At 60.4% G+C, this 20,857-nt stretch carries 13 protein-coding genes and 1 pseudogene; 1 reads left to right on the plus strand and 13 read right to left on the minus strand.

What is annotated here, in order from left to right:
- Positions 1–58 precede the first annotated feature (58 nt).
- The 3 genes from ACZ1HM_RS14030 to ACZ1HM_RS14040 all read right to left on the minus strand — a co-directional run bounded on the left by ACZ1HM_RS14030 (position 59) and on the right by ACZ1HM_RS14040 (position 9,257).
- The gene (locus ACZ1HM_RS14030; RefSeq protein WP_472743318.1) at positions 59–1,075 is read right to left on the minus strand and encodes a glycosyltransferase family 2 protein; all 1,017 of its coding nucleotides are present in this window, start codon (positions 1,073–1,075) and stop codon (positions 59–61) included.
- Positions 1,072–7,533 carry a type I polyketide synthase gene (locus ACZ1HM_RS14035; protein ID WP_472743319.1) on the minus strand — a complete coding sequence of 2,154 codons (6,462 nt, stop codon included), beginning with the start codon at positions 7,531–7,533 and terminating at the stop codon, positions 1,072–1,074. The genes ACZ1HM_RS14030 and ACZ1HM_RS14035 overlap by 4 nt, the downstream gene beginning before the upstream one ends.
- Before the next feature lie 158 nt (positions 7,534–7,691).
- On the minus strand, positions 7,692–9,257 hold the full coding sequence (locus tag ACZ1HM_RS14040; RefSeq protein ID WP_472743320.1) for a hypothetical protein: 1,566 nt from the start codon (positions 9,255–9,257) through the stop codon (positions 7,692–7,694).
- A gap of 229 nt (positions 9,258–9,486) precedes the next feature.
- On the opposite strand from ACZ1HM_RS14040, the pseudogene ACZ1HM_RS14045 reads away from it, so the two are divergent.
- Positions 9,487–10,193, plus strand: a pseudogene (locus ACZ1HM_RS14045) (WecB/TagA/CpsF family glycosyltransferase).
- Positions 10,194–10,196: 3 nt separating this feature from the next.
- Here ACZ1HM_RS14045 and ACZ1HM_RS14050 read toward each other — a convergent pair.
- From ACZ1HM_RS14050 to ACZ1HM_RS14095, 10 genes are all read right to left on the minus strand, one after another.
- Positions 10,197–11,141: a glycosyltransferase family 2 protein gene (locus ACZ1HM_RS14050; RefSeq protein WP_472743321.1), complete on the minus strand. Its 945-nt coding sequence runs from the start codon at positions 11,139–11,141 to the stop codon at positions 10,197–10,199.
- Positions 11,138–12,181, minus strand: coding sequence for a glycosyltransferase family 2 protein (locus ACZ1HM_RS14055; protein WP_472743322.1), 1,044 nt, complete (start codon positions 12,179–12,181; stop codon positions 11,138–11,140). Before ACZ1HM_RS14055 ends, ACZ1HM_RS14050 begins: the two co-directional genes overlap by 4 nt.
- Before the next feature lie 36 nt (positions 12,182–12,217).
- Positions 12,218–13,552: an NAD(P)/FAD-dependent oxidoreductase gene (locus ACZ1HM_RS14060; RefSeq protein ID WP_472743323.1), complete on the minus strand. Its 1,335-nt coding sequence runs from the start codon at positions 13,550–13,552 to the stop codon at positions 12,218–12,220.
- Positions 13,552–14,304: an NAD(P)-binding domain-containing protein gene (locus ACZ1HM_RS14065; protein WP_472743324.1), complete on the minus strand. Its 753-nt coding sequence runs from the start codon at positions 14,302–14,304 to the stop codon at positions 13,552–13,554. Before ACZ1HM_RS14065 ends, ACZ1HM_RS14060 begins: the two co-directional genes overlap by 1 nt.
- Positions 14,304–15,803, minus strand: a complete 1,500-nt coding sequence (locus ACZ1HM_RS14070; RefSeq protein ID WP_472743325.1) for an aldehyde dehydrogenase — start codon at positions 15,801–15,803, stop codon at positions 14,304–14,306. The genes ACZ1HM_RS14065 and ACZ1HM_RS14070 overlap by 1 nt, the downstream gene beginning before the upstream one ends.
- Positions 15,804–15,806: 3 nt before the next feature.
- Positions 15,807–16,721: a dihydrodipicolinate synthase family protein gene (locus ACZ1HM_RS14075; protein ID WP_472743326.1), complete on the minus strand. Its 915-nt coding sequence runs from the start codon at positions 16,719–16,721 to the stop codon at positions 15,807–15,809.
- A gap of 7 nt (positions 16,722–16,728) precedes the next feature.
- Positions 16,729–17,427 (minus strand): GntR family transcriptional regulator, encoded by a 699-nt coding sequence (locus tag ACZ1HM_RS14080; protein WP_472743327.1) that lies wholly within the window; start codon positions 17,425–17,427, stop codon positions 16,729–16,731.
- A gap of 112 nt (positions 17,428–17,539) precedes the next feature.
- A complete protein-coding gene (locus ACZ1HM_RS14085) occupies positions 17,540–18,547 on the minus strand; it encodes a diguanylate cyclase domain-containing protein (RefSeq protein ID WP_472743328.1) in 1,008 nt (335 codons plus the stop codon).
- Positions 18,544–19,134 (minus strand): heme NO-binding domain-containing protein, encoded by a 591-nt coding sequence (locus tag ACZ1HM_RS14090; protein ID WP_472743329.1) that lies wholly within the window; start codon positions 19,132–19,134, stop codon positions 18,544–18,546. The genes ACZ1HM_RS14085 and ACZ1HM_RS14090 overlap by 4 nt, the downstream gene beginning before the upstream one ends.
- Positions 19,135–19,236: 102 nt before the next feature.
- Entirely contained in the window at positions 19,237–20,799 is a 1,563-nt protein-coding gene (locus tag ACZ1HM_RS14095) for a trimethylamine methyltransferase family protein (RefSeq protein WP_472743330.1), read from the minus strand.
- Positions 20,800–20,857 lie beyond the last annotated feature (58 nt).

Genomic DNA, 20,857 nt, shown 5'->3' on the forward strand with positions numbered 1-20,857 from the left:
TGAGGGATCTCGTCCCCCATCAGGACAGCGGTGAAGCCTTTGGGATTGAAGGTGGCGGTCATGACTTTTCCTCCGAAACGGGGCAGTGCGACAAAGCGGGTGTCGGGCGGGCCGGCAAGCCCAGGCCAAAGCGGATAAGATCGCGGTAAAACCCAGGCGGGTCTTGCGGGGTCCGGCGGCTGAGCGCGCAGCGCACCGTATGCAGAGCGCCGCCCGCCAGCTTGGCCACAAAGGCCAAAGCCGCATAGCCGCGTCCGTGGTTTTTGACAAAGTAGTGACGGCGCGAGGCATACCAATAGGTCGGAATGCGCTGCCAGTCCTTCATGCCGGTTGAAACAGAGCCGATGTGAACGACTTTGGCCGCAGGCACATACCAGCATTGCCAGCCTGCATCCGCACCCCGTTTGCACAGATCGGTTTCTTCGAAATAGAGAAAGAAGGTTTCATCAAACCCGCCGATCCGTTCCAGCATCGCGGCCCGCATCAGCACGCTGGCCCCCGCGACCCAATCGACCTGCGTTGTGTCATCCGGCAAGGCCGGTGCCACCACAGCGTTTTTAAGCATCCGGGTAATGGGGCCAAAGCGCGCGGCCCCTTCGAATTCGCCCAAAACGGACGGAAAACGGAAAGCCGTGGTGTGGGCGATGTTATCTTCGCCGCGCACATGGCTGCCTGCAAACCCTGCCTGTGCGGTGATTTCCAGATGGTGCAAAAGCGTACCAAGACAGCCCGCATCCGGGAAGGCATCCGAATTGAGCAGGTAGAAATAGTCAGGTGCCGTGCCATCCGACATCTGCATGCCCAACCCAATGTTATTGCCCGCCCCAAAGCCGCCGTTCACAGGCGACTGGACAAAGCGCACACGGCCCTGAGCATCCCAGCCCTTTTGGCGGATGGCCTGTTGCAAGATCTCGCCCGAGCCATCGCCGGAGGCGTTATCAACCACCACCAGTTCACACAGGGCCTGCGTGCCCGCCATATCAGCAAGCGCGGCCTCAGCCGCTTGCAGGGTCATTTGCGGGGTGCGGTAGTTCAACAGAACCACAAGGATATGAGGACGGCGCATCTGGGTCATTCGGCAGCCGTCGCGGGTGCCCAGCGGGCCTGGCCTTCGTCAAGCGCGCGGTCGATAACCTCGCGCAGCTCAGCGGCAAGGGTGGTGACATTGGGGGCAAGCACCATGCTGTCGTGATCGCCGGGGACTTCGATCACCTCAAGCTGCGGTGCATATTGCCGCCACTGGTTGTCTTCATAGACATATTCGCGGTCGGCACTCACCCAGTTCTGACCGGTCACTTTCCAATGCCGGTCAAGCGGCGGACGGAAGAGCGTCAGCGGGCCGTCCCAGTTGGGCGTTTGGTATTTGCCCACACCTGCCAGGAATCCAGCCTGAACCTTCAGATCGTTAAACGCGCCGCCTGCCGCGTCCTCAGATGCCGCAACGCCGGAGCGTTTTTGCATTTCCCAAGCCCAACGGGCCTTGGCCCAATCCACCAGATAGCGCGGACCTTTAGATCTGATTTCTGCAATCTTAATCAGCGCCTTATCAGGCTTTGTCAAAGTCGGCCGGACAGGCAAAGGCGTATCAAGCATCGCCAGAACGGCAACCTCTTGGCCCATGGCGCGCAGCTGTTGGGCCATTTCATAGGCGGTGACACCACCCCCGGAATAGCCGCTGATCAGATAGGGCCCTTGCGGCTGCACCCGCTGGATTTCACGCAGATAATCCCGCGCGGCTTCGGTGATATCATCATGCGGTGGGGTATCGCCAATCAGACCACGGGCCTGAATGCCGTAAACCTTGCGGTCAGTGGCAAGCGGCATCGCGATGTGGCGCAGGTTCAGCACATTGCCGAACATGCCTGCCACAATAAAGAGCGGTGGCGCATCCTGTTGAGCGCTTTGATTAAGCGGCACAAGGAATTCGAACTTTTCAACCGGGGCCGCGTCCGCCGCCACGGGCGCACCTTCCCCTGTATCGCCGGTTTCAGCGGCAATGAGGGCGGCACATTTGGCGATTGTCGGGGCCTCAAACAGCACCGATATTGGGAATTCCACCTTGAATTCGCGTTTAACACTGGCAAAGAGCCGAACCGCGATCAGCGAATGGCCGCCCAGGTCGAAAAAGCTGTCTTCGACGCCAACGGGGCTGACGCCCAGCAGGTTTTGCCAGATATCGGCCAAACGCTCTTCGATGCTATTGCGCGGCGCCACATAGCTGCCATCCAGATCGGGACGTTCAAAGCTTTGGCCCATGGCGGCCTGCTCTTGTGCGGGTTGATCCGCCTGGGCGATCAGCCCTTTGAGCGGCAGCGAAGATACCATGACCTGGGGCTTGCCCAGTGCCAACGCACGGCGCAGCGCATCGGGGCCTTCCTGCGCACGGATGCCTTGTGAGACAAGATAGGCCAGGCGTTCTTCGGCGGCGGACATCGGCGCATCGGTGTCTTCGACATCGTCAAACACAACCTCAGCCGGGGTCAGCGGGGCCGTATCAAACCCATCCTCCAGCCGCTTCATGGCAAAGTTCATGACCTCAATCAGCACGGCACCCGTGGTGTCCGTGATCGTGACGTCAAAGGCGGCAAAACCGTCGCCCTGTGCGCTGTCGCTCAACCGGACCCATGACCGGATTTCAGCAGGCAGCGGCGCATGCACGCGGATCGTGCCATAAGAGACCGGCACCCAGAGATGGCTGTTTTCATAGCCCGGCACCAGCGACATGGCCCAGCCTGTGGCCAGGTCCATCAGTCCTGCATGCATGAGGTGCCCGTCCTCAAGATCCCCTTGCAGATCCTCCGCCAGGCTAAGTTGCGCAATCCCTTCGGAGGCACCAAGACCGGTGGCGCGCAGCACATGCCAGCGTGGGCCAAAGGCAAGATGGGCTTCTTGCGGGGACCGGATGCGGTCCGTCACGGTGGCGTGGTTCAACGGGCCACAACGGCCCTCAATTGTGGCCAGGTCCAGGGCAGCAGGCACGGGGGCCTGCGCTTCGCTGAGGCTGGCTTGGGCATGCAGCTGCCAGCCGGATTTGCCTTGCAGCACACAGTCGCTGCGCATCTCAACGGTAGATCCCTCAGCGCCTGGGTGCAGGGTGATCTGCATGTCGCGTTGGGCGTGATCCTCCACCGACATGGCACGCAGGAAATAGAGATCGTTGATCTCAAACCGGGTCAGGCCCTGTGCCTGTGCGGTTTCGGCCAAAAGCTCAATATAGCCGGTGCCGGGCAAGATGGCTTGGCCGTCTTTGGTGCGGTGCTGATCCAGTACCCAGTCTGATGATTTGAGTGATGCGGTGAAAACCGGGTGGCCCGCCGCGTCCGCACCAGCGGTATCCAGCAATGCGCCACGGACTTTGCGTGCGGGCAACACATCGCTGGCCCCGCCTGAGATGGCATTGGCGGCCATGCCCACATCGGCCCAGACGCCCCAGTTGACGGCGACCACTTTGGTCGACGCGTCTTTGCGCGCGGCGGCAAAGGCATTCAGCCAGGCATTGGCGGCAACGTAATCCACCTGCCCCGCAGAACGGGTGGCGGTGGAAGTGGATGAAAAGAGCACCAAAAGCTCCAACGCGCCATCTGGCAACAGTTGGTCAATGACACGCAGGCCTTGCACTTTGGGGGCCAGCACGGCCTCCATCTGAGCATCCGTTTTGGCCAAAAGTGGCGCGTCATCAAGATGGCCAGCGGCATGGATCACGCCGGTCAGGCCGCCCAGGCGTTCCTGCAGGTCTTCGACCACGCGGCGCATCTGGGCGATGTTGGTCACATCGGCATGAGCCACCTCAATTCGTCCGCCGGTGCTGGCTGCCAGATCTTCAAGACGTTTGACGGCATGCATCCGCCGCGCGCTGCGGTCGGTTGTGGAGGTGCGGGCCAAATAGCTGTCCCAATCGCTCCGCTCTGGCAGTGCGTCGCGCGACAGCAGAACCACATGCGCCTTGTGATTGCGCAGGATATCCGCCGCCAGGGTCTGGCCAATACCGCCAAAGCCCCCGGTGATCAGATAGGTCCCGCCCGCACGGAAGGCTGGTGTTTCCGTCTGGGGCAGTGGGATGTCTTTGTATGACATCTCATAGCGTTTTTCGCCCCGGTAGGCCGCGATGATGTTTGCCGGTGCGGCCAACAGATCTTCTAACAGGCGTTCTGTGGCGGCCCCATCGGGCTGTGATTTTGGCGCAGGCTTGGCAAACCAGCCGGTTTTAACGGGCGCTGCCGGCACAGGCGGTTCCAGATCAATCTGGGCGCAGGTCACACCCGGCAGCTCGCGGGCCAGCACACCCACAGGGCCTGACACAAGCGCCTGTTCGGGGTGCATCACAGCCTCGCCGCGCACTTGGGCAGCACTTGTTGTGAAGACTGTCAGATGCAGATCCTTATCCATCTCCGCTTCGCTCAGCGCTTGGGCCAGCCACGTCAGGCTCCAAAAGCCCTGTTCGAGGTTGCGATCAAATGCGGAGGAGCCGGGACGGGGTGCGATATGATGATCCGTCAGCCAGAAATGGCCAATGCGGTCGGGCATGGCATCTTGCTCTTTCAGAGCGACCATCAGTTGGTCATACCCTGCCCGGCCCTGTTCAGCGGCCAGTGTGAAACTGTGGGCATCATGTGCCGCAAAACTGTCGCCCGCCCGAACGGTGATGACGGTATGGCCAGCCCCGCGCAATGCGGAGATGGCTGGCCCTGCGGGGCCATCGGCATCCGCAAACATCAGCCAGGTCAGAGGCTGGTCGCCCAGATCAGACGAGACATCCAAGTCAATGTCAGCAAAGCGCGGACGCCAGGCGGGCACAGCCCCCCAATCGGCGATGTCGTCAGACCGGGTCAGCGCAGGTGCCACATCAGCAGCGATGGCTTTGCCAGGTTCGATGAAATAGCTCGCCCGCTGGAATTGATAGGTGGGCAGCAGCACGCGGTTGCGCCGTGCCTCCCCCCAGATCTGAGACCAATCCGCCTCAACACCGCAGGCCCAAAGACGGCCTATCACACCCAGGAAATAGGCGTCATCGGCCATATCCTGATCGGGGTGGCGCAGGCTGGAGAGCACTTGGGCCGGGGCCACATCATCGCTCATTTGTGCAAGCGCAGAGAGCGCCTTGCCGGGGCCAACCTCAAGATAGACGCGCTTGCGCGCTGCGCTGAGCGTGGCGATGCAATCGGCGAAGTTTACCGTATTGCGCAGCTGGCCCACCCAATAGGCGGGGCTTGTTGCCTCATCCGCGGTGATCATCTGACCAGAACGGTTGGAGACAAAGGGCATCTGCGGCGCTTGCAGATCCAGCGTGGCGAGGAAATCCTCATAGCGTTTCAGGATCGGCTCCAACATCCGGCTGTGTGCGGCGATGTCGATGGCGATGCGCTGGTATTCCAGCCCCGCGTTGCGCAACCGGTCTTGCATGGCATTGAGCGCAGCCTGCGGCCCGGACACTGCGATCAGTTCCCGCGCATTAACAGAAGCGATATCAAGCTCGTCGCCCAACAGCGGCGCGATGGCCTCCATCGGGGCAGAGATCGACAGCATGCCGCCCGCAGGCACTTCGTCAAAAAGACGGCCCCTAAGCAGCACAAGATCAATCAGGTTTTCAAACGTCATCACACCGGCCAAACAGGCAGCGACGTTTTCCCCCATGGAATGGCCCACCATTGCGGCAGGCTGCACGCCCCAGGACATCCAAAGCTTGGCCAACGCATATTCGACGATGGCAATCAGGGGCAGCTGAACGGAGGGCTGTTTCAGCTTTTCGGCCGCGGCATCCATCCCATCAGGGTCAGGCAGCCACAGGGCGCGGATGTCATAATCAAGCTGCGGGGCCAGATGATCGAGGCCGCGGTCCATCCACTCGGCAAACTCAGGCTCAGTCTCATAAAGGTCACGGGCCATGCCCGCATATTGCGCGCCACCACCGGGGAACATGAAGACCGTTTCGGGATTTTCACCCAAAGCGTCATGGGTAAAGACCTGGCGGGTATCGCCCCCCTCAAGCAAGGCGGCGGCCTCTTCATGGGTTTCGGCCACCACAACGCGGCGCTTTTCAAAGGCGCGGCGGCCCTTTTTCAGGGTAAAGGCGACGTCAGCCAACGGTTGGTCGGGATGCGCGCGCAGGTGCGCGGCAAGGGCGGCGGTATTGGCGTCAAGGGCGGCTTTGGAGGCACCGGACAGGGTAAGGACGTGAAACGGCCAATCGCTTTCCTCGGACGGGGCGCGCGCGGGGGCCTCTTCCAGGATGGCATGGGCGTTTGTGCCCCCAACGCCCAGCGCATTCACAGCCGCACGGCGCGGTGTGGCGCTGTCCTGCCAAGGGGTCAGCTGGTCATTGACGCGGAAAGGTGAGCCGTCAAAGGGGATCGCGGGGTTTGGCGCTTCATACCCCAACGAGGGCGGCATTTGCCGGTGGTGCAGCGCAAGTGTGGCTTTGGCCAGACCGGCCACGCCTGCGGCGGTATCCAAATGACCGATGTTGGTTTTCACAGACCCGATGCGGCAGAAATCTACCGCGTCTGTCTGCGCGCGGTAGGCTTCGGTCAGCGCGGCCACTTCGATGGGATCGCCCAGATATGTGCCGGTGCCGTGGCATTCGACCATGCCGATGCTTTGCGCCGCCACCCCGGCAGCATCCAGTGCTGCGGCAATGGCCCGGGTTTGGCCATCCACCGAAGGGGCCAGGTAGCCCGCTTTCTGCGCGCCATCGTTATTGACGGCAGAGCCTTTGATCACGGCCCAGATGTGATCGCCATCTGCGATCGCATCCTCCAACCGGCGCAGCGCAACGGCCCCAGCCCCTGAGCCAAAGACAGTGCCTTGGGCGCGGTGGTCAAAGGCATGGCAATGGCCATCCGGAGAAAGGATTTCGTTTTCCTTAAATTCATACCCGCGCCCTTGGGGCAATTCGATGGTGACCCCGCCCGCAAGCGCCATATCCACCTCGCCTGCCCGCAGCGCTTGGCAGGCATAGTGGATGGCCACCAGCGATGTGGAACACGCGGTTTGCAGGTTGATCGAGGGGCCATGCAGGTCAAAGACATGGCTCACACGGGTACTGAGAAAGTCCTTGTCGTTGCCGGTATGGCGCAGCAGGAACATGCCCACATCATCCACCAGATCGGGGTTGGAGCAGATGTTGAAATAGAAATAGCTGCCCATCCCGCAGCCTGCATAAACACCAATCGGACCGCCGATGGTTTCAGGCGGATGACCGGCCTGCTCCATCGCTTCCCAAGCCACTTCTAAAAACTTGCGGTGTTGGGGGTCCAGGATGGCTGCGTCTTTTGGAGAAAACCCAAAGAAATCAGCATCAAAGCTGTCAAAATCGTCCAGAACAGCGGCGGCTGGCACATAGTTTTTGCGCGCCATGTTTTCGGGTGTTTCCCCTGCGGCCAGCAGCTCTTCTTCGGACAGGCGGCGGATGGATTCCACACCGTCGCGCAGGTTGTTCCAATAGGCATCCACATCGGCAGCACCGGGCACATTGATGCCCATGCCAACGATTGCAATGTCGTTGTTGGATCCAAGTGGCTTTGAAGACCTAGTCATCTGTATCGTCACTCCGCGCGGCGCCGAAAATGAAACAGGAGCGCCATGGTTCGTTCTGCAATTGATCTCGATCTAAGGGACAATCTGGGCAATTTTATGCCTTTAGGTCCGGCAGACGCCAAAATCGCTGAATTTTATGCAAAGTTGCTGCCCTTTGGTCAGGGGAATATCACAACAATTTCACCCTCAGCCCGTGGATTATTGCCGCATCGTGAACAATTGCGCCACGTTTCACTCCAAAGCCGCTCGGGACCGGCACGAGATTGCCTATAGAATCGTGCGTTTTCCCTGCGGTGTGCCCTGCCCGCCCATCGCCGCCTGTGACAGTGCAAAGCGGGGGTGGTCCGGCGCTGTGGCAGACGTTTTTCGGCATGCCCCAGGATCGCACCCGCCGTCAGCCATGTCAGCGGGGTGAGCGTGGCGTTCAACAGCATGTCCATCAAGGTGATCCCCAGGATCAGGCAAAGGGCTGGCAAATAGGGAGAGAGCGGCACCTCAGAGCGGTAGCGCAAAGACCACCAGATCATCACCAGCGGCAGGGCCAGCAGCCCCATTTCGCAGATGTATCCCAACCAGCCGAAGGTGCCAAAGACGATAATCCACCGCCCATCTGGAATCGTCAGGATCTCAGCGGTTTCAGCATCGCGCACCAGGTTGCGGCCCCAACTGGACCAGCCAAAGAGCGGACGTTCAGCGGCGCGGGCCAGCAGTTGCTCTTCGTTGTCAAAGCGGTAGCCAAGCGATTGCGCGCGGTCTGCATTGATGGATTCCGCCAGCGCCAGCAGGCTGTCAATCGGCACCAGCTGCATGTTGCGCAACATCGGATAGGCCACAGCCGTAAAGGCAAAGATCGTCGCCACCCGCACCTGCCAGTGCAAAGGCGTAAACAGGATCAGAGGTGTGAGCGCCAGACCATAGGCGAAAGCCGCAAGGCTTTTGCAGAGCAACAGCAGCACAAAAAGATAGCCCGTGGCGAGGTAGTATTTCCACCGGTCAATCGGCTTGATCGTCGGGGCAAGTGCGGCGGCGGCCAAAAGGCCAGTGCACACCATCAGCGCGACCCAAAGACCGTGTTCCAGGAAGATCACAGGCCGGAAGCCGCTGCCCCGAATGGTCTGGCCAAAGGAATGCTGGAAAAAGCCGTAGATCCAGGTGTTGAGCTGCGGGCTGAGCCGGATCTCAATCAAGGCGGGGATGGAATAGATCAGGGTCCCGACCATAAAGGCAAAAAGGATCTCACGCAGCCCGTCTTCTGTAGACAGAAACTGCCGGGCCAACAGGAAGGGCACGAGGGTCAGCAGCTGCAAGATCAACACCGAGCCTACATCGCGCAGATTCTGGCCAGGCAATTGGTGCGTGATGAACTGAATGGGGTCTGATCCTGCTAGGATCTCAAAATAAATCGGATCCAGGTTCGTCACCACGGTGGGAATGGCACAGAACAAAAACCCAGCGGCAAGCACCCCGGCGACACGGGATTGCGGCCACAGATGCACCTTTTGGCGCACCGCAAAGACCATGATCAACAAGACCGCCAGATTGGGAATGGTCATTTTGTTCATCGATGGGATCAGCGGCAGGTCAAACTCTGTCACCGGGGGCAGAAACAAATAGCCGCCCAGGATTGACCAGATCAACGCCCGCTCAAGCTTGACCGTGCGAAACAACACGAAGCACACCATAGGCCAGATGGCCAGCATCAGATATGCGAGCGGATTTCCCATCAAAGTCCTGTTTTTACGCGCGTTTGAGATGGCACTTATCATGCCACCCGGGATCTGTCATCTTACCACAGGCCGTGGCAATGCTGGCACCCTAGCGCATAAACTGTCACCAAATGCGGATATATCTGTGTTTTTACTGGGGCAACTGGCCTAAGCCAAAGGGCAAGAGCAGCAAAAAAGAGATCCCCCCGTGCGCATCGGCCCGCCCGCATCGGCGATTGACATCAACATGGCCAGCCGCCCTGCCCTGTTTGCGGCAGTGCGGCAGCGTTTGTCGGCCAAAGACGGCTTTGCACTCGCCACCATCAACCTCGATCATCTGACCAAATTGCCGGTCGATCCCGCCTTTCTGGCCGCCTACAAAGCGCATGATCTGATCGTTGCGGACGGCAGGCCTGTGGTCTGGCTGTCGCAATTGGCGCGCGCGCCGGTGGAATTGATGCCCGGCTCTGATCTGATTTTGCCGCTTTGTCAGCTTTGTGCTGAGCTGAAGGTGCCCATCGCGATGGTGGGCAGTTCGGATGCAGCGCTGAGCGGGGCGGCGACGGCTTTGCAGGCGCAGGTGCCCGGATTGAAGGTGGCATATCTCCACGCGCCCGCCTACGGCTTTGATGCCCAAGGCACCGCAGCAGACGCGATTTTCAAAGAGCTGGCAAGCTCTGGTGCGGGGCTGTGTTTTATCGCTTTGGGCGCGCCAAAACAGGAGCTTTTTGCCGCCCGTGGGCGCAGCTTGGCCCCCAAGTTGGCTTTGCCTCCATCGGTGCGGGGCTTGATTTTCTGGCCGGTCATCAAGTGCGCGCGCCCAAGATCATGCGGATGCTGGCGCTTGAATGGCTGTGGCGGGCGCTGCAAAGCCCCAGACGGATGTTTCCCCGATATGCCAAGTGTTTTGCCATCTTGCCGGGGCTGGCCTGGCACGCGTGGCGACAGCGGTAGACGCTATTTGTATTCGATAATGCCCTGGCGGCGCCGCGTGGCTTTGTTGCGGTAAAACTGCAAGGCCCCTTGGGCTTCGGGAAACTTGCTGAGGGTCGTGAAAACAGCCCATGCAGTGCCTTCGCGCCGGGCCAATCGGGCGATTTGAAGCGGGTATGCCGCCAATAGCAACGCGCCAGGCCAACCGATCAGGGCGGCAAGCACAACGCTCACCGCAGGCAACGCCGCCCCCCAAAGCAGCGCGCGGCGCGTTTCTGCCACCCAGTGGCGTTCGGGCGGTGCCCCATGCAGGGCGGCCCCTTCTGCAAAGGCGTGCCCGGCCCGTTTGGCCCGCTGCCACCATTGACCAAACTGGGTCAGCGCGGCGTCATGCCATGTCATTTCCGCCTCCAGCCGCCAAATCTGCCAGCCGGCTGCGCGCAAGCGAACGCAAAGTTCAGGCTCTTCGCCCGCGATCAGGCTGTCGCGGTAGCCGCCCAGCGCGCGCACCGGGGCCACACGCATCAGCGCATCCCCACCGCAGGCCTTGGCCTCTCCCACTGGCGTGTCCCATTCGCGGTCGATGAGCGCGTTATAGACAGACGCCTCCGGATACCGCTCGCGCCGTCTGCCGCAGACGACGGCTACCTTGGGGCGGTCCATCAGGAAAGCCACGGCGGTGTCCAGCCATCCGTCGCGCAAGACGCAATCGCCATCCAGAAACTGCACGAAATCATAGGTGTCTGGCACCCTTTCCAGCCCGGCATTGCGCGCGCGCGCGGCGGTAAAGGGCTGATCCATGTCCAGTGCGACCACCGTTGCCCCGCGTGCGCGGGCCGCCTCCACCGAGCCATCAGAAGACCCGCTGTCGACATAGATGATCGCGCCCACCTGCCCTTGCAACGCCTCCAGGCAGGCCACCAACCGCTGCCCTTCGTTTCGGCCAATCACCACCGCAGCGATGTTCAAGGGGCGTATCCTTCTACAAAGGCGTCATAGGCCGGGGAGCCCACAAGAAAGCCCGCCCGCACCAACAGCTCTGCGCGGTTCCAGGCGCGGGCATCCAGCGAAAAGAGCGTCAGATCCGCAGCCTCAGACACAGCGGCAATGCGCGCGGCGTCTTCGCCATGGGCGAACTCACCCGACCGCACGGTCGCCGTATCCCGGCCAACGGTGTCGCCTGCGAATTTGTAGTGTTTCAGCACCCCGGTGATGTCGGCACAGCGCACCCCCATCGACAGATGCGGATGGCGGCCCGGGCTGACCTCGGGTCCGTTAAAGATTAGCGGATGTTTTGTCAGGCAGCAGTTTTCGCCAAACACCTTGCCCCGCACCCCCCCAAAACAAAAAGCGATGTCGGCGTTTGGCACGCTGTTGGGTTTCAGAAGCTCTGAAAACGGGATGTCGGGGCTGTGGTAGGGAAATTTGTCAACGGTGCTGACATCGAAATAGGTCTGTTCCTGAATGGATTGTTCAAACGTCAACTGCGCTGAGGCCTGCAAGGGGCCTTTGCCAAACATATCCAGCATCTGACACACCATGGCAGTGGCATTTTGCGCCTCAAGATAGCTGAGCAGCCCCTTCAGCCCGATCTTCGCACGCCCCGGGAAATCAAAGATCTCATCCATATCGACATAAAGACACCACCGGTTTTGACCGTAGGTTTGCGCCGGATATTCGCGCATCAGATCTTCGAATTGGCTGAGCGGCAGGTGGCATTCATCAATGATCGTCCCCGGCTCTGCCTTGATCCCGGCCAGCGTGCCATCGGTTGAACCGTTGTCGATAAAAGCAAAATGGTTGATGCCCAACGCGCGGTAATAGTCAAAAAGCGCATCCAGGAAATAGGCCCCATTTCGGATGAGAAAGACGGCCAGCACCTCGCCTTCAGGGACGGCGTCCTGCGTAGGTCCGTGCAGATGGCGCAGCGCGCGCGCAAAGCGGGAGCGGCGGCGACGCTCAGTGCTGCGGTGCCACAAACGGCGAAGAATATGCGCAGGGCCCTTCATAAGAATCCCCATACGCCAGTTCGCCACAGCGGTCTACTACTCCGCCCCCGCCCGGTGTTCTTTCCAGCGCAGATAGGCATTTGCGCCCCATGTCGCAAAAGGCTGGGGCGGCAAGGGTTTGGGTCTGTCTTCGCGGGCGAAGAAATCAGTGATACCTGAGGTCTGACCCAGTGCCATCTCAGCCGCGGCAATGCCTGTCAGGGTGCCACGGGCGGTGCCAAGCCCGTTTTGCACACAAGCTGTGGTAACGCCGCGCGCCACCTCTTGGGTTACGGTGACACCGTTCAGCGTGAGGCACAGATGCCCCGCCCAGGCGTATTCCGGGGGGTGCTGGGCCAATGTGGGAAAACGTTCGGCGAGTTTTCTGGCTTGAACGGCGCTGGCCCTTTTGGTCTGCCGCGCGCTGGCCTGCATGGACGGGGCAACCGTGGCACAGGTGCGTGTGATGATCCGGTTGCCGCCCTGCGCGGTGTCGATACGGCGCATCGTGGTGCCTGTGGGATCTGCGGGTGTGACCCCCCACCGCGCGGCCCCGCCAATGGCCTTCAACTCATCCGGGGACAGTTCAGGGGTCATGGAGGCATAGAGGAAAAGCTGGATCAGCGCGCCCTTGGCGATGCCAAAGCTTTCTAAATGCCCGTTGGTGGCCAGAATGATCTGACCGGTCTCAACCTTGCCTTGCGGTGTTTCAACCTGCCATCCGGCTGTCTTTTCGGTGAAGGCGGTGACGGGGCAATGCTCTACGATCTGCACGCCCTGCCGTCTGAGCCCAGCGGCCAGCCCCTGCACATATCCCGCAGGCTGCAACATCAGTGTGCCAGGCGTATAAAGCCCTGAGACATAGTGCCGTGACCCCGTCAGCTCTTGCATCGCTTGGGCGTCAAGCCATTCGCTGCGCTCGCCCAGGCTTTGCAAATGTGTGGCGTAGGACCGGTTATGCGCATCACCCTTGCTGGATGCCGCACCGTTCACCTTGCCTGCAGGTTCGGCATAGGCAGGGTTGATCTGGTAGTCGGCCACAGCATCCTGCGCAAAACCGATGGCTTGGCGGTTGAGCGCGATCAGCTCGCGGTCATCGCCCCCGCCTGCGTAGTCATCTGAGGCCAGATCATGCGGCAGGTCGATCATGAAGCCAGAGTTGCGCCCGGCTGAGCCTTCGCCAACGCGCAGGGCATCCAGGATGAGGATGCGCAGCGTTGGGTCAAGCTGGTGCAGCCGCCGCGCCGCCGACAGCCCTGCAAAACCCGCGCCGATGATGGTGATGTCCGCCTTGGCCGGAGTAGGCAGCGGTTGGGGCTGTGCATAGTCGCCCAGGATTTCGGCCCAGGCGGCGGGGGTTGCAAACTGTGGCGTGCGCGCCGCGCGGTACATCAAAGGCCCAGACGCGGTTTGAGCGAGTTAAGCGCATCCACCAGTGCATCATGCGCGCCCGCCTCAGCCATGTGCGTCTTGACGCTGGCGTTCAGCCCACCTTCGGTGGCCAGGCTGGTCAGCAGCGTTTCAAAGTCATCTCCCTGCTCTGCCATTTGCCGCAAGAAGCCTGCAAAAACGCCCGCCACATAGGTCTCTGCCGCCTTTTCGTCACCGGTTTGAGCCCCCAGCCACTTTGCCCCTGTCTGCATCAACGCAATCAGCGGCGCAGACAAAGCCGATCCGCCGAAATGCGCATTCAGCGCGGTCTCAGACGCCACCGGCAGGATTGTGTTGGTGCCCCCATAAAGGGAGGCCAGCACTGCGTTGGCCGGATAGACCGGCAGCATCGACCCACCGGATGCGATGGCAGAGAGCGGTATGGTGATTGCGATGTCTTCTGCAGGTGTGCAGAGCTGTTGCAATGCCTCCAACGGTACATCCGCCATGACCGAGATCACCGTCTGATCAGCGCGGAACGGCAGATGGGCCAGCTCTGCGCGGGCGACATCGGCCATCAGGCACAGAAACACGACATCTGACTGCGCCACGACGTTGGCGTTCTCAGCGATCTGCACCTCCGCGAAGCGATCCGCAAGCGCTGCCGCTTTGCCCGCGCTGCGCGGGGAGACACGGATGTCATGGCCCTGCCCGGCCAGCCCGTGCACCATGGCAACGGCGATCTCTCCGGTTCCGATAAATCCGACCCGCATCAGGACACAGCCTCATCTGCATCGTCTGCCAAATCCAGCCAGATGGTCTTGAGCTGGGTGTATTGGTCATGGGCATGAATGGCATTGTCGCGCCCGCCAAAGCCCGATTGTTTGTAGCCCCCAAAGGGCGTGGCGATGTCACCTTCGCCGTAGCTGTTTACGGTCACCGTGCCTGCCCGCAACATCCGCGCGCCGCGCAGGGCCCGTTTGGCGTTGGCGGTGAAAAGCGACGCACACAATCCGTAAGCTGTGTCATTGGCGGTGGTGATGGCTTCGTCAAAGCTGCTGATCTCAAGGACGGACAGCACAGGGCCAAAGATCTCTTCACGTGCTAGGCGGTGGGCGTTGTCAGGGACGTCCAGAACCGTCGCCTCAACAAAGGTGCCGGCCTGGGTGCTGCCTCCAACATGCGCTTGAGGTGCGCCTTCCAAGTAGCTGGCAACCTTATCAAAATGCGCCTTTGATACCATCGCACCCAACCGCGTTTCAGGATCCAGCGGATCGCCCAGGGGCCATTCACGGGTGTGCGCCACGATCCGGTCCAGAAGCTCAGATTTGATGGATTTCTGCACGATCAGACGGCTGATGGCTGAGCAGTTTTCGCCCATGTTCCAGAACGCCCCGTTGACGATATGCGCCGCGACACGGTCGAGGTTTTCCGCGTCCTCCATCACGATGCAAGGGTTCTTGCCGCCCATCTCAAGCACCACCTCTTTGGCGTTGCTGTCGCCTGCATAGCCCAGAAACCGCTTGCCCGTTTCGGTGGAGCCGGTGAAGCTGACCATATCGATGTCCATGTGCCGCCCGATGGGTTCGCCCACCTCCGGCCCCAGCCCCGGCACCACATTCAGCACCCCGCGCGGCACGCCCGCTTCATGGGCCAGTTCCGCCACGCGCAGCGCGGTGAGCGATGTTTCCTCAGCCGGTTTGACAATCACCGAACAGCCAGCGGCCAGCGCCGGGCCAATCTTCCAGGCGAGCATCAGCAGCGGGAAGTTCCAAGGCAGCACCAGTCCCACAACACCAATGGGTTCACGCACCACCATTGCGATGTGGTCGTCCGATGCCGGTGCCACCTGATCATACATCTTATCAATGACTTCTGCGTGCCACTTAATGCAGTGGATGGTTTCGGGAATGTCTACGGTTTCGCAATCAAAGATGGTCTTGCCGCTGTCGAGGCTTTCCATCACCGCCAGCTCACGCGCATTGCGGGTCAGCAGTTTGGCAAAACGGATCAGGATGTCTTTGCGCGCTGACGGATGCATGCGCGACCAGCGGCCATCCTCAAAAGCGTCACGCGCCTTGGACACGGCGAAATCCACGTCTTCGGCCCCACAGGCGGCAATATCGGCCAGCTTTTCACCGGTGGCGGGGTTCATCGTTGCAAAGGTCTTGCCAGTCGCGGCAGGCCGGTAGCTGCCGTCGACAAAGGCGGTTGTGGGAAAGGTCAGGTTGGCGGCCAGGGCGGCGTATTCTTCGCGGGTCAGCAGATCCATGGGTTAGCCTTTCTCAATCTCAGCAATGGTGGCTTTGAGCACGCGGATCACCTGCTCTAGGCTGCGTTTGTCGTCTTTGTTCAGCGGTTTGAGCGGTGGCATCATGCCGCCCGCCTCGATGCCTGCCATGGTCGTGCCGTGCTTGACGCATTGTACAAACTTGCCGCCCTGCTCGAGCACCCGCATCAGCGGCATCATCGCGGACATGATACGGCGACCTTTGGCGAAATCGCCCTCCACCGCGCAGGCCTGATAGAGCGCCACATGTTCGCGGGGCAGAAAGTTGGAGCCTGCACAGACCCAGGATTGTGCGCCCCAGGCAAAGAATTCCAACGCCTGATCATCCATGCCGCAGGACATCTGGATATGCGGATAGTCACGGGCCAGCAGGTGCACGCGGTTGATATCGCCTGAGCTTTCCTTGATCGCGCAGATGTTGCGGGAGCGGCCCACGCGGTCCAGAAACTCTTCGCCCATGTTCACGCCCATCCGGCCCGGGTAGTTATAAAGCATCACCGGCAGGTCAGCGGCGCGGTCGATGGCCGGGGCGTTGAGCGCATTCTCACGCTCAGTAGGGACGGCATAGGGCGGCGTGCCCAAAAGGATCGCATCCGCCCCCATCTGCCGCGCGCCAGAGGCCAGGGCGATGCTGTCCGCTGTGCGCATGGTGCCGGTGCCCACGATGATCGGCAGGCGGCCTGCGATGCGGTCTTTGGTGAACGCCGCAAGCGCCAGCCGTTCTTCGACGGTTTGCGCGTAATTCTCCCCCGTTGAGCCGCCCGAGATGATGCCATGCACGCCAGCTTCAATCAGATGTTCCACCTGATCTGCCAGCGCGTCTTTGTGAAAGCTGCCATCCGCATGAAGCGGGGTGATGATGGGGGTGTAGATCCCCTTAAATTCAAAGATCGGCGTCATAAGCTCCTCATGCGGAATGTGCGCGGCCCAGGGGCAAGTTCAGCCCCTGCGGCATGACAAAACTTTCGATGTTATTGCGGGACAGGTTCCAATGCTGGATGGCCAGGTCGGCGGCGGCATCCTCATCGCCTGCCTCAATGGCTGCGATGATCGCATCATGCTGTTGGCTGGCCGCGTCCAGATTTTCCGTGGTTTCCGTGTCGCGCGGGCGGAAAAAGGTCATGGAGATGCGGGCATGATCAATAAGAAGCCGCTGGAAACTGGGCATCAGATAGACATTGCCCGCCATTTCACCGGTGATTTCGTGAAAGCGGTTGTTGGCCAAAGCACGCGCGGCCACATCCCCCTGACGCAACGTTGTCCTAAAGATGACCTGCGCCGCCCTTAGGGCTGAGATCTGCTCTGCGGTGGCATTCTGAGCGGCCAGACGCAGGATCGCCGCGTAGATCATCGGTGCGGCCAGAAAGAAATCCCGCAGGGTCCGATGGCTCATTTCGGCCACCCGCGCGCCCCGGTTTTCGCGGATCTCGACATAGCCTTCGCCGGCCAATTGGCGCAACGCATCGCGCAAAGGCGTGCGCGACAGCTGCCAGCGCTCAGACAATGTGGTTTCATCCAGGTCTTCGCCTGGGGCCAAAACCTGGGTCAGGATCGCGTGGCGCAAATGTGCTATGACGTCGGCCTTGCTGGCCTTTGCTGTGCGCATCGCTCTCCCCCTTGCGTGCCTGAGTCGCGGGAGTTTTAGCACATTGTACAAAATGTGTACAATTTGAATTCACAGAATTTATGGCAGGCGTTTGAACGCGCCGCCGTCCGCCTTAGCTGCGCAGTTGGGCGTTGTTCTGGGACCGCATGTCGGGGGTATAAAACGTCTGTTTCGCCCGCCCGGCATGTTTTGAGGCATAAAGCGCCACATCTGCATCCGACAAGATCTCTTCTTTGCTGACTTCCTGGCCCGCCTGCACCCAAACGGTACCGATGCTGGCGGACAGCAAACACTCCTGCCCCTCAAACATGATCGGCTTTTCCAGATTGGAGATGATGCGGTTCCCGATCCGCCGCAGCGTTCTTTCATCCCGCACCTGGGGAAAGACGATGGTGAACTCATCGCCGCCAATACGCGCCACGGCGTCCTGGGCCCGCGTCACGGCCAGCATGATCTTGGCCACCTCTTTGAGCACATGATCCCCCGCCGCATGCCCCAGCGTATCGTTCACCGCTTTGAAGTAGTCGAGATCAATTTGCATGACTGCAAAATCGCGCCCTTCCACCAACAGCTTGCCCAGCAGATTGTTCAGCGCGCGGCGGTTGTTCAGCCCGGTGAGTGGATCGGTATAGGCCTGTTCCTCAGCCGCGCTTTTGGCCCCTTGCAGACGCGCATTCAGGCGGTGCGTCGCCTCCATCGCGGCTGTTTTGGCCTCAATCAGATAGAGCATTTCAATAGCCAGATCAGTCGCGGCAAAATCAGCGTTGGTTAAGGCATAGTCCCGCACGCCGTCCACGATGGATATCCCGAAACTGAGGTTCACGACCAAGGTATCCTGATCCGCGCCCGTGGGCACAATCACTCCTTTGAGCGTGGTATAGGGCGATTGGCGCAGCTTGAGGTGCAATTTGTGGTGGGCCGCCCATTGCAGATCGCAAACCGAGCGGAACGCGCGGGGGCGCTTTACCTCAAACACTTCCAGAAAACAGGCACCCACCTTGGCCCCCTGCGCCTCCATCTTTTGCAAGGTGGGGCCAATGTGCAGGATTTCGCCATCCGCTGCCAACACCATGTGCATCGGGCAAAGGACATCCAGCGCGGCTGTGTCTACATGGCTCATCCCGTGACGATGGCACCAAGATCAAAGTGCCTGCCTTCTGTAAACTCTGTCTCAACCAGGCGGATGGAGACCACCTCTGACCCGGCGCTTTCGCCCAGATGCTCCAGCAGGGCCAGGGCCCCATAATCATCTGCCATCGCTCTGAGGACCCCCATCAGGACATGGCCGTACCCATCAAGCGGAGACTGGCAACGCAGCACAAAACAGCTTTCTGTCGGGTGGCGCACTTCGATGGGGGGCAACATCAGGTCCGGAATGGCCAGGCGCACCCGGTCGTGCAGATCGTCCAGCGAATGCAGAAAATCAACAAAGTCGATCCCGCCAAACCGCAACAGGCGCCGCACAGCCTCAAACCCGCGGTTGGACACGATGAAGGTGCCAACATCCTCCATCAACTCTTCTCTGGGGCGCGCGACAATCTCAGCTGTGGCGTTCAACAAGGTCGCCGTGCAGCTGTGATGGTATTTCAGCATGCTTTCGAATTCGGTAAAATCCAGCCCCGCTTTGCGCGTGACATTCTGCCAAACATCGTGGCCGAAAGTCTCTGAAACAAAGAGCTGGATACTACGATTGATCAGCCCATGCATGGCCGTAGGTCTCCCATCCTGATGCTTTGATCATTCGGGAAACAGATTAAGATTTGGCCAATATGCTGAATTTTAGGAATTTTAAGGGCTGCCCCCGCGGCGTTAGAAGTCTGTGGGCGCGCCCCCTTCGGCTTTGCGACGGGCCACGAAATCAGCCAGCTCGTCCTTGATGGCAATGTCCATTTCAGGCGCCTCAAAGCTGGTGATGATCTCTTTGAACATGTAATGCGCGCGCTCCGGGGTCCAGATGCCGCCCGCGACCTCCCAACCCTCATAGTTGCGCCAATCCGACAGGAAGGGCTGATAAAAGGCAGTGGTATAACGTTCTTGCGTGTGCTCAATCCCAAAGAAATGGCCCGCGTTGCCCACGGATTTAATGGCATCCAACGCAATCTCATCGGGGCCAGTCGCGCAAATCTCAGGCTGCATGTAGCGCTGGATGTGCTGCAAGACCTCGCAATCCATGATGAACTTTTCCGGGCTGGCGATCAGCCCACCTTCCAGCCAACCGGCGGCGTGATAGACCATGTTGGTGCCCGATTGCACCGCCGCCCAGAGCGAGTTCGACGTCTCCCACATCGCCTGACCATCCGGCACATTGGCCGCGCAAACCCCAGAGGAGCGCATGGGCAGGTTATAGAACCGCGCCAGCTGGCCGGTCATCTGCGTGGCGCGCATGTACTCAGGCGTGCCAAAGGCAGGCGCGCCCGATTTCATATCCACGTTAGAGGTAAAGGTGCCAATCGCCACCGGGCAGCCCGGGCGGATGATCTGCGCCAAGACCACCGCACAAAGCGCTTCGGCCAAGGATTGTGCCACAGCGCCTGACATGGTGACTGGTGCCATGGCCCCCGCCAGCGTGAAAGGTGTCACAACCAACCCCTGCCCGCGTTTGGCCAGACGCATCCAGCCGTCCATCATCGGAAAGTCGTGTTTGAGCGGTGAGGTGGAGTTGATGTTGGTGTACATGCGCGGGGAGGCGTCAAATTCCTCATGAGTCAGACCGCCTGCGATGCGCACCATCTCCATCACGTCTTCGACGCGTTCCTTGCCCAGCGAATAGGCGTGCATGACTTTGTCCGTCAGAGTGAGCTTGTCATAGAGCACATCGAGGTGGCGCACGGAGGCGTGCACATCCACCGGCTCCACCGGATAGCCACCGGCAAAGTGGATGCAGTTGAAATACTGGGTGAGCTTGAGGAGGTTCTGACACATCTCCCTTGTGCCGGGGACCTTTTTACCGATCTCCAGATCCCAGTAATTTGGCGGAGAGGACACATTGCCAAAAAGCAGGTTGTTTCCGCCCACCGTCAACGTGCGGTCCAGGTTGCGGGGCGTGAGGGTGAATTCTGAAGGGGCCTTGGCAACCCACTCCATCACCAGATCGCGGTCCATGCGGACGTTTTCGCCGTTAACCGTGCAGCCAGCCTTGCGCAGGATTTCAACGGCTTCTGGGTGCAGAAACTCAATCCCCACCTCTTCGAGGATGCGCATGGCACCGTCGTGAATGGCTTGCACGCCTTCTTCGCCCAAAGGTTCTACTGGGCGGTCAATGTTGACCGGTGGGTTCCAGGGCATCTGTTCGATAACCGTTGTGCCGCGTCTTTCCTGCGCGCCTGCACGTCCACCGCCCCGTCTGCTGCGTCTGGTTGCTGCTTTTGCCATGTCACTCTCCCCGTATTGCGCACCCAGAAGGCCCGACAGGAGAAAGCCCAGCCTTTCC

It is taken from the genome of Sulfitobacter sp. GN1-4, assembly GCF_055693825.1.

Coding starts and splice junctions, on each gene's coding strand:
- ACZ1HM_RS14085 (WP_472743328.1), bottom strand. CDS start 18,547: ATGAGCCATGTAGACACAGCCGCGCTGGATGTCCTTTGCCCGATGCAC.
- ACZ1HM_RS14060 (WP_472743323.1), bottom strand. CDS start 13,552: ATGTACCGCGCGGCGCGCACGCCACAGTTTGCAACCCCCGCCGCCTGG.
- ACZ1HM_RS14065 (WP_472743324.1), bottom strand. CDS start 14,304: ATGCGGGTCGGATTTATCGGAACCGGAGAGATCGCCGTTGCCATGGTG.
- ACZ1HM_RS14055 (WP_472743322.1), bottom strand. CDS start 12,181: ATGAAGGGCCCTGCGCATATTCTTCGCCGTTTGTGGCACCGCAGCACT.
- ACZ1HM_RS14035 (WP_472743319.1), bottom strand. CDS start 7,533: ATGACTAGGTCTTCAAAGCCACTTGGATCCAACAACGACATTGCAATC.
- ACZ1HM_RS14095 (WP_472743330.1), bottom strand. CDS start 20,799: ATGGCAAAAGCAGCAACCAGACGCAGCAGACGGGGCGGTGGACGTGCA.
- ACZ1HM_RS14070 (WP_472743325.1), bottom strand. CDS start 15,803: ATGGATCTGCTGACCCGCGAAGAATACGCCGCCCTGGCCGCCAACCTG.
- ACZ1HM_RS14075 (WP_472743326.1), bottom strand. CDS start 16,721: ATGACGCCGATCTTTGAATTTAAGGGGATCTACACCCCCATCATCACC.
- ACZ1HM_RS14090 (WP_472743329.1), bottom strand. CDS start 19,134: ATGCATGGGCTGATCAATCGTAGTATCCAGCTCTTTGTTTCAGAGACT.
- ACZ1HM_RS14040 (WP_472743320.1), bottom strand. CDS start 9,257: ATGGGAAATCCGCTCGCATATCTGATGCTGGCCATCTGGCCTATGGTG.
- ACZ1HM_RS14030 (WP_472743318.1), bottom strand. CDS start 1,075: ATGACCCAGATGCGCCGTCCTCATATCCTTGTGGTTCTGTTGAACTAC.
- ACZ1HM_RS14080 (WP_472743327.1), bottom strand. CDS start 17,427: ATGCGCACAGCAAAGGCCAGCAAGGCCGACGTCATAGCACATTTGCGC.